Source organism: Thauera sp. WB-2 (assembly GCF_027594845.1).
Taxonomy (GTDB): Bacteria; Pseudomonadota; Gammaproteobacteria; order Burkholderiales; family Rhodocyclaceae; genus Thauera; species Thauera mechernichensis.
Map to the genome: position 1 here is coordinate 1,660,069 of NZ_CP088935.1, position 13,389 is coordinate 1,673,457.

The following is a 13,389-nucleotide window of genomic DNA, read 5'->3' on the forward strand; positions in this document are numbered from 1 at the left end:
TTGCGGACTTCGTCGGCATGGTCCCTTACTGGCGCCTGTCCGCCTACTATTTCTTCTACTTCGCCTTCGTCGGCGCGTTCTCGCCTTACTTCACGCTCTACCTGCAGTCGGTCAGCCTGTCGGCCACGGACATCGCCATCCTGATGTCGCTGACGCAGCTGATGCGGGTGCTGGCGCCGAACCTGTGGGGCTGGCTCGCCGAAAAGCTTGGCGCACGCGTTGCCATCGTGCGCCTGTCGGCGATCGCGGCACTGGCGGGGTTCGCTGGCTTCTTCCTCACCACCGAGTTCACCGGCCTGTTCGCGGCCATGGCGCTGATGGCCTTCTTCTGGAGCGCGGCGCTGCCGCTGGTGGAGGGCCTGACCTTCTCCCACCTCGGGACGGCCGCGCACCGCTATGGCAGCATCCGTGTGTGGGGATCGGTCGGCTTCATCGCAGCCGTGCTCGGGCTCGGCTACCTGCTCGACCATCTGCCGATCGATGCCGTGCTGTGGGTGACCGCAGCCATCCTCGCCGGCATCCTCGTGTGCGCTTTGGTGGTGCCGGAGGCTGCGCGCGCTCCCGAGCCGCGCGCGGCGGCCAGCATGGGCGAGACCCTGCGCCGGCCCGAGGTGCGTGCGCTGCTCGGCGCCTGTTTCCTGATGTCCGCTGCGCACGGCGCGCTCTACGTGTTCTACTCGATCTTCCTGGTCGAGCATGGCTATGACACATCCCTGGTGGGCTGGATGTGGACGCTGGGTGTGCTTGCCGAAATTGTCGTCTTCATGCTGATGCCGCGTCTGGTGCGCTACGTCCGGCTGCGAACGATCCTGCTCTTTGCCTTTGCCTGTGCGGTGCTGCGCTTTGCGATGATCGGCTGGGGGGCGGACAGCCTCGCTCTGCTGGTACTCGCCCAGCTGTTGCACGGTGCCACCTTCGGCGCCTACCACGCGGCAGCGATCGCCGTGGTGAACCTCTGGTTCCCGGGACGGCTCCAATCGCGTGGGCAGGCCTTGTACGGCAGCATCTCCTTCGGTGCCGGCGGCATGCTCGGTGGCCTGCTGAGCGGTTACACCTGGGAAACGCTGGGTGCGGCCTGGACCTATACGATGGGCTCGGTGTTCGCGTTGGCTGGCCTGGTCTGGCTGCTGGCTGGCTGGCGGGTAGCTGCCGATGCGGACGAAGGACGAGCGGGTTGAGGAGCTTGGAACGATGAAGGGACTTGTGAGGGGCGTTTTGCCCGTGGTCATCGTGGCGACGATGACGGTTGCGTGTCAGACGGTGCAAACCACGGGCGGCGGCGCCGTGGGTGTGCAACGCTCGCAAATGATGATGGTGTCCGCCAAGGAGGTCGAGCAGGCTTCGCGGCAGCAGTACCAGCAGATGCTTGCCGAGGCGAGGCAGAAGAATGCGCTCAATCGTGATCCGGCCATGGTCCAGCGCGTGCGCACCATCGTCGCACGACTGACTGCGCAGACGGGCGTATTCCGCGCCGATGCGCCGGCGTGGCAGTGGGAGGTGAATGTGTTCTCCTCCAACGAGCTCAACGCCTGGTGCATGGCGGGCGGCAAGATGGCCATCTACACCGGTTTGATCGAGCGCTTGAGGCTGACTGATGACGAGATCGCCGCCGTGATGGGGCACGAGATCGCGCATGCGCTGCGCGAGCATTCCCGCGAGCAGGTGTCGAAATCGATGGCCACCGGGCTGGGGGTCTCAGTGGCTGGTGCCCTGCTTGGCGTCGGCCAGGTTGGGCAGGATCTGATGAGCACGGTGGCAAAAGTGACCTTCGAGCTCCCCAACTCTCGCGAGCATGAGATCGAGGCCGACCGAATCGGCGTCGAGCTTGCCGCGCGCGCGGGCTACGACCCGCGTGCCGCGGTGAGCTTGTGGAACAAGATGTCGACCCAGTCGGCTGGGGCGCCGCCGCAGTGGTTGTCGACCCACCCCTCGCACGCCAGTCGCCAGCGCGACCTGGCTGAGTACGCCGCCCGCGTCATGCCGCTGTACCAGGCTGCGCGGCGCTGAGCCCGATGGCGCTGAGTCGGGCGGCTGTTCAGTCTCGCAGCCTTTGTGAAATAATCGATATTTTTCTTGACGCGGAATCCCCGGGATGCAAGCTCAAACCTTGTACGAAAAGCTCTGGTCCAGTCACGTCGTCCATCAGGAGGCTGACGGTACGGCGCTGATCTACATCGATCGCCACCTTGTCCATGAGGTGACCAGCCCGCAGGCTTTCGAAGGCCTCAAGCTGGCCGGGCGCACGCCATGGCGGATCAGCTCGATCGTGGCCACGGCGGACCACAACACGCCGACCGACCATTGGGATCTGGGCATCCAGGATCCGGTGTCGCGCCAGCAGGTCGAGACGCTCGATGCCAACATTCGCGAGGTGGGCTCGCTTGCCTACTTCCCATTCAAGGACGAGCGCCAGGGCATCGTGCACGTGATCGGGCCCGAGAACGGCGCTACGCTGCCTGGCATGACCGTGGTGTGCGGCGACTCGCACACCTCCACGCATGGCGCTTTCGGCTGTCTGGCGCACGGCATCGGCACCTCCGAGGTCGAGCATGTCATGGCCACCCAATGCCTGCTGCAGAAGAAGTCGAAGACCATGCTGGTCAGGGTCGACGGCCAACTTGGCGCCGGTGTCACGGCCAAGGACGTGGTGCTCGCCATCATCGGCAAGATCGGCACGGCCGGTGGCACCGGCTACGCGATGGAGTTCGGCGGCAGTGCGATTCGTGCGCTGTCGATGGAAGGCCGCATGACGATCTGCAACATGGCGATCGAGGCGGGCGCGCGCGCCGGCATGGTCGGCGTGGACGAAACCACCATCGACTACCTCAAGGACCGTCCGTTCTCGCCCAAGGGCGAGGCCTGGGACAAGGCGGTCGATTACTGGCGCAGTCTGCACAGCGACGAGGGCGCGGAGTTCGACAAGGTCGTCGAGCTCAAGGCCGAGGACATCCTGCCGCAGGTGACCTGGGGTACCTCGCCCGAGATGGTCACCACAGTCGATGGCTGCGTGCCGGATCCCGCTGCGGTTGCAGACCCCGTACGCCGCGAGGGTGTCGAGCGCGCGCTCAAGTACATGGGGCTGGAGGCCAACACCCCGATCACCGAGATCAAGGTCGACCAGGTCTTCATCGGCTCTTGCACCAATTCGCGCATCGAGGATCTGCGCGAGGCCGCTGCGGTTGCCAAGGGGCGCACGAAGGCCGCCAACGTCAAGCGCGTGCTGGTGGTGCCGGGCTCCGGTCTGGTCAAGCGTCAGGCCGAAGCCGAGGGTTTGCACGAGGTCTTCCTCGCCGCTGGTTTCGAGTGGCGCGAGCCGGGCTGTTCGATGTGCCTGGCGATGAACGCCGACCGCCTCGAGCCGGGCGAGCGTTGTGCCTCGACCTCGAACCGTAACTTCGAGGGCCGCCAGGGCGCAGGCGGGCGCACCCATCTCGTGAGCCCGGCCATGGCCGCTGCCGCCGCGGTGACCGGCCACTTCACCGACGTGCGCACGCTCGCCTGAGCGCGCGCTTCCCGAGGAGCGTTTCCGATGAAGAGAACCATCGCAAGCCTCTGCGCCGCCGTGTTCGCCGTGCTTGCGCTCGGCGCCTGCAACACCGTGCAGGGCATCGGCAAGGACATCGAAAAGGGTGGCGAGGCCATCCAGAGGGCAGTCAAATAATGAAGCCGTTTACCACGCTCGACGGTCTGGTTGCGCCGCTCGACCGCGCCAACGTCGACACCGACGCGATCATCCCCAAGCAGTTCCTGAAGTCGATCAAGCGCAGCGGCTTCGGCCCCAACGCTTTCGACGAGTGGCGCTATCTCGATGTCGGCCAGCCCGGCCAGGACAACAGCAAGCGCCCGCTCAACCCCGACTTCGTGCTCAACCAGGCGCGTTACACGGGCGCGCAGATCCTGCTCACGCGCGACAATTTCGGTTGCGGCAGTTCGCGCGAGCACGCCCCCTGGGCGCTCGAGGACTATGGCTTCCGCGTCCTGATCGGGCCGAGCTTCGCGGACATCTTCTTCAACAACAGCTTCAAGAACGGCCTGCTGCCGATCAAACTCGACGCCGCCGAGGTCGACGAGCTGTTCCGCCAGTGCGAGGCCGCTGAAGGGTATCGTCTTCGTGTCGATCTGGCCGCCCAGACGATCACCCGCCCGGATGGCAAGTCGATCGCCTTCGACATCGACCCCTTCCGCAAGGAATGCCTGCTCAACGGCTGGGACGACATCGGTCTGACCCTGCGTCATGCCGACAAGATCCGCGCCTTCGAAGACAAGCGCCGTACCGAACATCCCTATTACTTTGCCTGAGCGTGCGGCTTCGAAGCTGCAGCGCTTAGTGAAACCAAGGAAAACACTTCGATGAAGATTTGCGTGCTGCCGGGTGACGGCATCGGTCCCGAAATCATGGCGCAGGCCGTGCGCGTGCTGAAGGCGCTCGATCTCAAGATGGAGATGGAAGAGGCGCTGATCGGCGGTTGCGCGGTCGATGCCACCGGAAACCCCTATCCGGAAGCCACGCAAAAGCTCGCGCGCGCGGCCGATGCGCTGCTGCTCGGAGCAGTCGGTGGTCCGAAGTGGGATACGCTGCCGCGCGACCAGCGCCCGGAGCGCGGCCTGCTGGGCATCCGCAAGGACCTCGGGCTGTTCGCCAACCTGCGCCCGGCGATTCTGTACCCCGAACTCGCCAACGCCTCCTCGCTCAAGCCCGAGATCGTCGCTGGCCTGGACATCCTGATCGTGCGCGAGCTGACGGGCGACATCTACTTCGGTCAGCCGCGCGGCATCGAGGTGCGCGAGGTCGAGGGCACGCAGCAGCGCGTAGGCTGGAACACCATGATCTATGCCGAGTACGAGATCCGCCGCATCCTCAAGGTGGCCTTCGAGGCGGCGCAGAAGCGTGGCAAGCGCCTGTGCTCTGTCGACAAGATGAATGTGCTCGAGACGACACAGCTGTGGCGCGATATCGCCGAGGAGCTCGCCAAGGACTACCCGGACGTCGAGCTCAGCCACATGCTGGTCGACAACGCTGCCATGCAGCTCGTGCGTGCGCCCAAGCAATTCGACGTGATGGTCACCGGCAACATGTTCGGCGACATCCTGTCGGATGAAGCCTCGATGCTCACCGGCTCGATCGGCATGCTGCCCTCCGCCTCGCTCGACGCCAACAACAAGGGCCTGTACGAACCCTCGCACGGTTCCGCGCCGGATATCGCCGGCAAGGACCTTGCCAACCCGCTCGCCACCATCCTGTCGGCGGCGATGATGCTGCGCTATACCTTCAATCAGGAGGAGTCTGCCCGGCGAGTCGAGAGTGCGGTCAAGAAGGTGCTCGCCCAAGGTTATCGTACCGGCGACATCCATGAACCGGGTACGAAGCGGGTCGGCACGCGCGAGATGGGCGACGCGGTGCTCGCTGCGCTGTAAGCTGTTGCTTCGCGGTTGGATTTCAGAAAACGTCTTAGCTGAGAGTGATGAACATGAATCGAGTTGGTCTGGTTGGCTGGCGCGGCATGGTGGGTTCCGTGCTGATGCAGCGCATGGTGGAAGAGGGCGACTTCGCCTTCATCGAGCCGGTTTATTTCTCCACCTCCAACGCTGGCGGCAAGGCGCCGTCCTTCGGCGGCAAGGAGGCGGCTGCGCCGCTGCAGGACGCGACCGACATCGACGCGCTCAAGGCCTGCGACATCGTGATCACCTGCCAGGGCGGCGATTACACCAAGGACGTTTTCCCCAGGCTGCGCGCCACGGGCTGGAATGGCCACTGGATCGATGCGGCCTCCGCGCTGCGCATGAATGACGACGCGGTGATCATTCTCGACCCGGTCAACCGCAACGTCATCGATGCTGCACTTGCCAAGGGCGGGCGCAACTGGATCGGCGGCAACTGCACCGTATCGTTGATGCTGATGGGCCTGGGCGGCCTGTTCAAGCATGGTCTGGTGGAGTGGATCTCGGCGATGACCTACCAGGCGGCCTCGGGTGCCGGCGCGCAGAACATGCGCGAACTCATCAGCCAGATGGGCACCATTCATGACTCGGTCAAGGATCTGCTCGCCGATCCGGCCTCGGCCATCCTCGAGATCGACCGCAAGGTCGCCGAGACCATGCGCTCGGACGCTTTCCCCAAGAAGAACTTCCGCAATACCCCGCTCGCCGGTAGCCTGATCCCCTGGATCGATGTACCGGTCGAGCATGGCCAGAGCAAGGAAGAGTGGAAGGGCGGCGCCGAGTGCAACAAGATCCTGGGCAATCCGGCCTTCCGCAGCCCGGGCTCGATCCCGATCGACGGCCTGTGCGTGCGCATCGGCGCGATGCGCTGCCATTCGCAGGCACTGACCATCAAGCTCAAGAAGGACGTGCCGCTCGACGAGATTACCGACATCATCGCGGGTGCCAACCCGTGGGTGAAGGTGGTGCCCAACGATCGCGAGACCACCGAGCGCGAGCTCACCCCGACCGCCGTCACCGGTACGCTGGGCATTCCGGTCGGCCGCCTGCACAAGATGGCGATGGGGCCGGAGTACCTTGGCGCCTTCACTGTTGGCGACCAGTTGCTGTGGGGCGCGGCAGAGCCGCTGCGCCGCATGCTGCGCATCCTGCTCGAGCGTTAAGATTTGCTCGTCAGTGACGTTAAGAAAGGGGGCGCTTGCCCCCTTTTTGTTTGTGAGGGGGCGCGGGAATTAGGTATTCGGTCACGTCTGTTTCGTCGAAGTGCGGCCCCGGCATGCGGGAAGTCGCGGAAAATGCTAAATTCCTAGGCAATTCCATGGCGCTATTGACCGTCGACTTCAGCTTCGGGGGAAACGCGGTTTGAAACACACTATGACAAAGTCGCTCAGGGCGTCCCTGATTGCCCTCTCGATCGCAGCCATGCCGTTTGCCGCCCAGGCTGCGGGGCTTGGGCAAATCAACGTGTACAGCGGCCTAGGGCAGCCGCTACGGGCTGAGATCCAGGTCAGCGCGACTGCAGAGGAGTTGCAGACCCTCAATGCACGTATCGCTTCAGCCGATGCGTTCCGCCAGGCCAATCTGACCTATGGCAGTGCGGTGAGCGCGATTCGTGTCAGTGTCGATACGCGGGGCGGGCGGCCGGTGCTGCGACTGACCAGTGATCGGCCGGTCAACGACCCATTCGTGGATCTGCTGGTCGAGCTCGACTGGGGGGGCGGGCGGCTCGTACGCGAGTACACCTTCCTGCTCGATCCGGTCGATATCGCTGCGCCGCGCCCGTTGGCGGCGAGCGTGGACACGCCGGCAGCAGCGCCGGTGCCGCGCCCGCAAGCAGCCCCAGCACCTGCTCAAAGGGCGGCTGCGGTACGCGCGCCTTCCGGTACCTATACCGTGCGCCGCGGCGACACGATGCACCGTATCGCGACCGCTCACGCCCAGCCGGGATCGACGCTGGACCAGATGCTCGTTGCCTTGCTGCGTGCCAATCCCCAGGCCTTCGATGACGGCAACATCAACCGCCTGCGCAGCGGTGCCGTGCTGACCCTGCCGGGGGCGGATGCGGTGCGCGCGATCGACGCTGCCGAGGCAAGGCGCGAGATCCGTGCCCAGTCCGCCGATTTCGAGGCCTACCGGCGCGGACTTGCGCGCTCGGCCGCCCAGCAGGCGCCCGTGACGGCTCGTACCGAACAAGAGAGCGTGGGCCGGATCACGCCGCGCGTGGAGGAGGCAGCCCGGGTCGAGCAGGCTGGCGACCAGGTGCGTGTGTCGCGGACGCAGACCGGTGGTGGAGACAGTGACGCCCAGGCCCGCCTGTCTGCGCTCGAGGAAGAGCTCGGGTCTCGCGAGCGTGCGCTGGAGGAGGCAAATCAGCGGCTGGCGCAACTGGAGAAGAGTATTCGCGATCTGCAGCAGCTGCTCGAACTGCAGAGCGGTACGATGGGGCAGCTGCAGCAGCAGGCCGAGGCTGCGCCCGCGGCCGAGTCGGCGACTGCGCCGGGTGCCGTCACCGAGACCTTGCCGGCAACCGTCCAGGACGAAGCCGAGGCGAAGGGCGAGACTGCGCCTGTGAGCGACGAGGAAGGGGCTGCGCCCGCCGAGCCGGTGGCGCAGGAGGCGGCACCCGCACCCGCGCCTGCACCCGCAGCCGCACCCGCAGCCGCACCCGCAGCCGTCTCGGACCAGCCCGACCAGGCGCCGGTCTCCGCGCCGGCCGCAGCCGAACGCCCCGCACCCGCCGTCGCGCCGGCAGCGCCTGCGCCGCAGCCCAGTCTTGTCGACAGCCTGATGGCTGATCCCGCGGTGCTCGCAGGGGGTGGTGGCGTACTCGCACTGTTGCTGGCGCTGCTCGGCTTGAAGCTTCGTCAGCGACGCAAGGAGGCGGAAATCCAGGCTGCTTCCTCGGCGCTCGACGCCGATGCCCTGGGTGGCAACAGCCAGGCCGTCTTCGGTAGCGGCGGGCAGAGCGTGGATACGGGTGCCACGAGCATCATGCACACGGATTTCAGCCAATCCGGACTATCCGCGATCGACGCCGACGAGGGGGTCGATCCAGTGGCGGAGGCTGACGTCTACATGGCCTACGGTCGCGATGCTCAGGCGGAGGAGATTCTGCTTGACGCGCTCAAGGCCGATCCGGGTCGCACGGCGATTCATCTCAAGCTGTTGGAGATCTACGCGCAGCGACGCAGCGCGCGCCAGTTCGAGACCGTGGCGACCGAGCTGTACGCGCAGAGCGCTGGCAACGGCCGCGATTGGGAGAAGGCCGCGGCGATGGGGCGCAAGCTCGATCCCGATAATCCGCTTTACGCTGCCGCAGCGGCACCGGCAGCAGCGTCGGCACCTGCACCTGCGACGGCGCTGGATGATGCGCCTACTCAGCAGGGCGGTGCGCGCGCCCCGGTCGATCAGGGTGTCGCGCTGGCAGCAGCCGGAGCGGCTCTGGCGACGGCTGCGGTCAAGGCAGAAGAGGTACCGTCTGCCGCTGCTGGCGATCAGCAGGAGCAGGCCGCGCAGGAGTTGTCCGCGCTCGATTTCACCATCTCGTCTCCAGTTGAGCCCAGTCAGTCCCAGCTGCGCGACACCTGGACGGTTCCGGGCGACTTGAGTCGTCTCACCAACGCCGAAGGTGAGCTGCCCGACACCCTGCCGCCGCAAGCCTCCGTCGAGGAGGATCAGGCCGCGCTCCAGATCGACGATGAGGTGATCGATTTCGAACTCGATCTTGACGAGGTGCAGGACGTCGCTTCGCTCGATCTGGCGGTGTCCGGTGAGCCTGCGGCCGAGGCTGCGGCGGTCGAGGCTCGCCAGGAGGAGGACGGTGGGCTGGTGTTCGACTTGGACATCGGCGATTTTGAAGTGCCTGCAGCGGCAGCCGAGCCGCCCGCTGGTGCTGCTGAGGCGCTTGAGGTGGAGGAGGCGCCCGAGCTTGGCGATCTCCCCGAGCCGACTGCCAGCGATGCCACTGCGACCCAGTTCGAGAGCACCGATGGCTTGGTCAGCGGGCTCGAGTTCGAGTTGCCTGACATGGAGTCCGAGCCGCCCGCATCCGGCTTGCTCGACCTGAACGCCACCGTCGTCGCTTCTAGCCTCCCGGCATCCGGTGACGGCGATGAGGCGTTCCCGGCGGATGCCGAGGGTGTCTCGAGTGTCGAGGGGCGCGAGGTGCAGGGCGACGAGCGCATCGTCGATCTCGAGAAGACGAGTTTCGACAGCAGCCTGCTCGAGTTCGACTTCGATATCGATACGCCTTCTGCAACCGATATCCCGGCAACCATGGGGCCAGCTGGGCTGGACCTGACCTCGATCGACCTCGATCTGGAGAATTTCGACGATCAGGGTGTGCCGGAGATGACAGCGGTACCTTTCGAGGCAGAATCCACCGACATCGGCCAACCGCGCCCGCAGGCGGTCGATGACGAACCGCTGCCCGAGGTCGTCGAGGCGGCGGCTGATGAAGCCGACAACGAGGAGGCCGAGACCAAGCTTGAGCTCGCGCGTGCCTACGAAGAGATGGGCGACAACGAAGGCGCGCTCGAACTGCTCCAGGAGGTGCTCGGCGAGGGGTCGTCCAGGCAACAGCGGACGGCGCAGGAGATGATCGCCCGCCTCGGCTGAGGCTGGCCATGTCACGGGCCGCTGCGGGCCAGCCTGCAGCGGCCCGGTTCGTTCACGAAGATGCATTCAGGCCTGATCCTTCTTCTCTGGCTGGCCGCGGTTGCTTCGGTGCAGTTGTTGCCGATATCCGCGCTCGGCGTTGCCGTCCTTGCCTGTGCGTGCGCCGCACTGCTGTGGGCGCGCGTGCGTGCATGGAGGCTGGTGCGGCGTGTCCGCATCCTGCTCCTCGCCATCGTGGTCCTGTTTGCCTGGTTCACCCCAGGGGAGGCCTTGTGGGTCGACTGGCCGAGACTGGGGCCCAGCCGTGAAGGGGCGATGCTCGCCTTGCTTCATGCGGGGCGCCTGCTCGCAGTCGTGTGTGCGGTCGCGTTGCTGCTCGAGCGGTTGCCGATCGAGCGCCTGGTCAGTGGCCTGCATGCGCTTGCCTCGCCCCTGCGTGTGCTCGGCGTGCCGCCCGAGCGGCTCGCCTTGCGGCTGCTGCTCGTCCTGCGCCTGGTCGAGGCGAGTCCGCGCGGCACTCAGCACGGTGACTGGAGGCACTGGCTGGAAGACGAGTGCGAGCGTGGGCGAGCGGATACGACTGGGCGTGACGAGGGCGGAGGCGACGGCGAATCGGTGCGTATCCTCCGAGAACGCCTGGGGTTGGTCGATGGCTTGGTTGCGATCGCTGTGTTCGCGGCGCTGATCTGGTGGAGTGTGGCATGAAGCGAATTGCGCTCGGCGTGGAGTACGCCGGCGATGCCTTCTGTGGTTGGCAGAGTCAGGCGCACGGGCGTACCGTGCAGGACGTGCTGGAGTCTGCGCTTGGCCAGATTGCGGCGCAGCGGGTGCGGCTGCACTGTGCCGGCCGTACCGATACCGGGGTGCACGCCAGCGTGCAGGTTGCGCATTTCGACACCGATGCGCATCGTCCGGCGAGCGCTTGGGTCCGCGGCGTCAATGCCTTGCTGCCAGCGGCGGTGGTGGTGCGCTGGGCAGTGGAGGTCGACGACACCTTTCATGCGCGCTTTCTCGCCACCGACCGGCGCTATCGTTACATCCTGCACAACACGCCAACGCGCCCGGCGCTGCTTGCGGGCAGGGTAGGCTGGTTCCACCTGCCGCTTGATGAGGCTCGTATGGCCGCCGCCGCGGAGTGCCTGGTGGGCGTGCATGATTTCAGCGCTTTCCGCGCCGCCGGCTGCCAGGCGAAGACGCCCGTGCGGCTGATGCATGAGGCGGCGGTTTCCCGGCAAGGCGATTACCTGCTGTTCGATTTTCGTGCCAATGGCTTCCTGCACCATATGATCCGCAATCTTGTCGGTGCGCTTGTGTACGTTGGCAAGGGGCGCTATCCCGTGCCCTGGATGCGTGAGTTGCTCGAGTCCTGCGATCGTTGCGGGGCTGCGCCCACCTTTGCGCCTGACGGGCTTTACCTGTGCGGCGTGAGCTACCCGTCGCGCTGGCCGCTGCCGGACGATGGGCGTATCATCGCGCTGCCCCAGCTACCCCTCGCCTGAATGCCCCGTACCCGAATCAAGATCTGCGGCCTGACAAGGCCGGAAGACGTGCGCGCCGCCGTCGACGCGGGGGCTGACGCCATCGGCTTCGTGTTCTATCCGCCCAGTCCGCGTGCAGTCGGCATCGAACAGGCGGCCGAACTGGTTGCCCTGTTGCCGCCCTTCGTGAGTTCCGTCGGTCTGTTCGTCAATGCAGCGGCGGCGGACGTCGAAGCCGTGCTGGCGCGCGTGCCTTTGCAGTTGCTGCAGTTCCATGGCGATGAGGCGCAGGCCGAGTGCGCGCGTTTCGGGCGGGCCTGGATCAAGGCCGCGCGGATGCGCCCCGGGGTCGATCTGGTAGAATTCTCAGCTTCGTATCCCGGCACCAGCGGTATTCTGGTCGACGCGTTCGTCGATGGCTATGGTGGCGGCGGGAAGACTTTCGACTGGTCGCTGATCCCTCCCGGGTTCGGCGGCCGGCTTGTGCTGTCCGGCGGTCTGGATGCGGACAACGTCGGCGACGCGGTGCGCAGACTGCGCCCGTGGGCGGTCGATGTGTCGAGCGGGGTCGAGAGTGAAAAGGGAATCAAGGATGCGGCGAAGATCGCTGCCTTCATAGCCGGAGTTCGACATGCAGATGGCTGACACGCCTTACCAGTTTCCCGACGCGAGCGGGCATTTCGGCCCGTACGGGGGCGTCTTCGTTTCCGAAACGCTGATGCCCGCACTGGCCGAGCTGCGCGAAGCCTACGCAGCCTGCCAGGCCGATCCGGAATTCATCGCCGAGTTCGAATACGAACTCAAGCACTACGTCGGTCGTCCGAGTCCGATCTACCACGCCAAGCGCTGGTCGGGTCTGCTCGGTGGCGCACAGATCTACCTCAAGCGCGAGGACCTCAACCATACCGGCGCGCACAAGGTGAACAACTGCATCGGCCAGGCCCTGGTGGCCCGCCGCATGGGCAAGCCGCGCGTGATCGCCGAGACCGGCGCAGGCCAGCACGGCGTCGCCACCGCCACCGTGGCCGCGCGCTACGGCATGGAGTGTGTGGTGTACATGGGCGCCGAGGACGTCAAGCGCCAGGCGGCCAACGTCTATCGCATGAAGCTGCTCGGTGCCACCGTGGTGCCGGTCGAGTCCGGCTCGAAGACCCTCAAGGATGCGCTCAACGAGGCCATGCGCGACTGGGTCACCAACGTCGCCGACACGTTCTACATCATCGGCACGGTTGCGGGGCCGCATCCGTATCCGATGATGGTGCGCGACTTCCAGTCGGTGATCGGCAAGGAGTGTATCGAGCAGATGCCGGAGATGGCGGGGCGCCAGCCCGACTACGTCATCGCCTGCGTCGGTGGCGGCTCGAACGCGATGGGCATCTTCCATCCTTACCTCGACGTCCCCGGCGTCAAGCTCGTGGGTGTCGAGGCGGCGGGCGACGGTCTCGACAGTGGTCGCCACTCGGCCTCGCTCACGGCTGGTCGGCCGGGTGTGCTGCACGGCAATCGTACCTACCTGCTGCAGGACGAGGACGGACAGATCATCGAGACGCACTCGGTGTCGGCAGGGCTCGACTATCCTGGTGTCGGTCCTGAGCATGCCTGGCTCAAGGACAGTGCCCGTGCCGCCTATGTCGGCATCACCGACAACGAGGCACTCAAGGCCTTTCACGATCTTTGCCGGCTCGAGGGCATCATTCCCGCGCTCGAGTCCTCGCATGCGCTGGCTTATGCCGCGAAGCTGGCGCCGACCCTGCCCAAGGACCGGGTCCTGCTCGTCAATCTGTCCGGCCGTGGCGACAAGGACATGCACACCGTCGCCGAGCGTTCCGGTATCGAGTTCTGAACCAACGCGGGC

The 13,389-nt window shown here is 65.9% G+C and carries 12 protein-coding genes; all 12 read left to right on the top strand.

From position 1 onward, the window contains the following. Positions 1-17 precede the first annotated feature (17 nt). On the top strand, positions 18-1,178 hold the full coding sequence (locus LQF09_RS07595; protein WP_002923775.1) for an MFS transporter: 1,161 nt from the start codon (positions 18-20) through the stop codon (positions 1,176-1,178). A gap of 13 nt (positions 1,179-1,191) precedes the next feature. Then, the gene (locus tag LQF09_RS07600) at positions 1,192-2,007 is read left to right on the top strand and encodes a M48 family metallopeptidase (RefSeq protein WP_002923776.1); all 816 of its coding nucleotides are present in this window, start codon (positions 1,192-1,194) and stop codon (positions 2,005-2,007) included. Between the two features lie 85 nt (positions 2,008-2,092). Beyond that, entirely contained in the window at positions 2,093-3,502 is a 1,410-nt protein-coding gene (leuC, locus tag LQF09_RS07605; RefSeq protein ID WP_002923778.1) for a 3-isopropylmalate dehydratase large subunit, read from the top strand. A gap of 27 nt (positions 3,503-3,529) precedes the next feature. Beyond that, complete coding sequence (locus LQF09_RS07610) at positions 3,530-3,661, top strand: entericidin A/B family lipoprotein (protein ID WP_002923779.1); 132 nt, start codon at positions 3,530-3,532, stop codon at positions 3,659-3,661. Beyond that, positions 3,661-4,299 carry a 3-isopropylmalate dehydratase small subunit gene (gene leuD / locus LQF09_RS07615; protein WP_002923781.1) on the top strand — a complete coding sequence of 213 codons (639 nt, stop codon included), beginning with the start codon at positions 3,661-3,663 and terminating at the stop codon, positions 4,297-4,299. The genes LQF09_RS07610 and leuD overlap by 1 nt, the downstream gene beginning before the upstream one ends. A 51-nt stretch (positions 4,300-4,350) precedes the next feature. Then, positions 4,351-5,415: a 3-isopropylmalate dehydrogenase gene (gene leuB, locus LQF09_RS07620; RefSeq protein ID WP_002935761.1), complete on the top strand. Its 1,065-nt coding sequence runs from the start codon at positions 4,351-4,353 to the stop codon at positions 5,413-5,415. Positions 5,416-5,468: 53 nt separating this feature from the next. Beyond that, entirely contained in the window at positions 5,469-6,602 is a 1,134-nt protein-coding gene (gene asd / locus LQF09_RS07625) for an aspartate-semialdehyde dehydrogenase (RefSeq protein WP_002923783.1), read from the top strand. A gap of 211 nt (positions 6,603-6,813) precedes the next feature. Further along, a complete protein-coding gene (locus LQF09_RS07630; protein ID WP_270069593.1) occupies positions 6,814-10,056 on the top strand; it encodes a FimV/HubP family polar landmark protein in 3,243 nt (1,080 codons plus the stop codon). 60 nt (positions 10,057-10,116) lie between these two features. Beyond that, positions 10,117-10,761, top strand: a complete 645-nt coding sequence (locus tag LQF09_RS07635) for a CbiQ family ECF transporter T component (protein WP_270069594.1) — start codon at positions 10,117-10,119, stop codon at positions 10,759-10,761. Next, entirely contained in the window at positions 10,758-11,555 is a 798-nt protein-coding gene (gene truA, locus LQF09_RS07640; RefSeq protein WP_002923788.1) for a tRNA pseudouridine(38-40) synthase TruA, read from the top strand. Before LQF09_RS07635 ends, truA begins: the two co-directional genes overlap by 4 nt. Further along, complete coding sequence (locus tag LQF09_RS07645) at positions 11,556-12,179, top strand: phosphoribosylanthranilate isomerase (protein WP_270069595.1); 624 nt, start codon at positions 11,556-11,558, stop codon at positions 12,177-12,179. It begins immediately after the preceding gene. Next, positions 12,166-13,377, top strand: a complete 1,212-nt coding sequence (trpB, locus tag LQF09_RS07650; RefSeq protein WP_002923792.1) for a tryptophan synthase subunit beta — start codon at positions 12,166-12,168, stop codon at positions 13,375-13,377. The genes LQF09_RS07645 and trpB overlap by 14 nt, the downstream gene beginning before the upstream one ends. The last annotated feature ends 12 nt before the right edge of the window (positions 13,378-13,389 follow it).

Coding starts and splice junctions, on each gene's coding strand:
- LQF09_RS07595 (WP_002923775.1), top strand. CDS start 18: ATGGTCCCTTACTGGCGCCTGTCCGCCTACTATTTCTTCTACTTCGCC.
- LQF09_RS07600 (WP_002923776.1), top strand. CDS start 1,192: ATGAAGGGACTTGTGAGGGGCGTTTTGCCCGTGGTCATCGTGGCGACG.
- leuC (WP_002923778.1), top strand. CDS start 2,093: ATGCAAGCTCAAACCTTGTACGAAAAGCTCTGGTCCAGTCACGTCGTC.
- LQF09_RS07610 (WP_002923779.1), top strand. CDS start 3,530: ATGAAGAGAACCATCGCAAGCCTCTGCGCCGCCGTGTTCGCCGTGCTT.
- leuD (WP_002923781.1), top strand. CDS start 3,661: ATGAAGCCGTTTACCACGCTCGACGGTCTGGTTGCGCCGCTCGACCGC.
- leuB (WP_002935761.1), top strand. CDS start 4,351: ATGAAGATTTGCGTGCTGCCGGGTGACGGCATCGGTCCCGAAATCATG.
- asd (WP_002923783.1), top strand. CDS start 5,469: ATGAATCGAGTTGGTCTGGTTGGCTGGCGCGGCATGGTGGGTTCCGTG.
- LQF09_RS07630 (WP_270069593.1), top strand. CDS start 6,814: ATGACAAAGTCGCTCAGGGCGTCCCTGATTGCCCTCTCGATCGCAGCC.
- LQF09_RS07635 (WP_270069594.1), top strand. CDS start 10,117: ATGCATTCAGGCCTGATCCTTCTTCTCTGGCTGGCCGCGGTTGCTTCG.
- truA (WP_002923788.1), top strand. CDS start 10,758: ATGAAGCGAATTGCGCTCGGCGTGGAGTACGCCGGCGATGCCTTCTGT.
- LQF09_RS07645 (WP_270069595.1), top strand. CDS start 11,556: ATGCCCCGTACCCGAATCAAGATCTGCGGCCTGACAAGGCCGGAAGAC.
- trpB (WP_002923792.1), top strand. CDS start 12,166: ATGCAGATGGCTGACACGCCTTACCAGTTTCCCGACGCGAGCGGGCAT.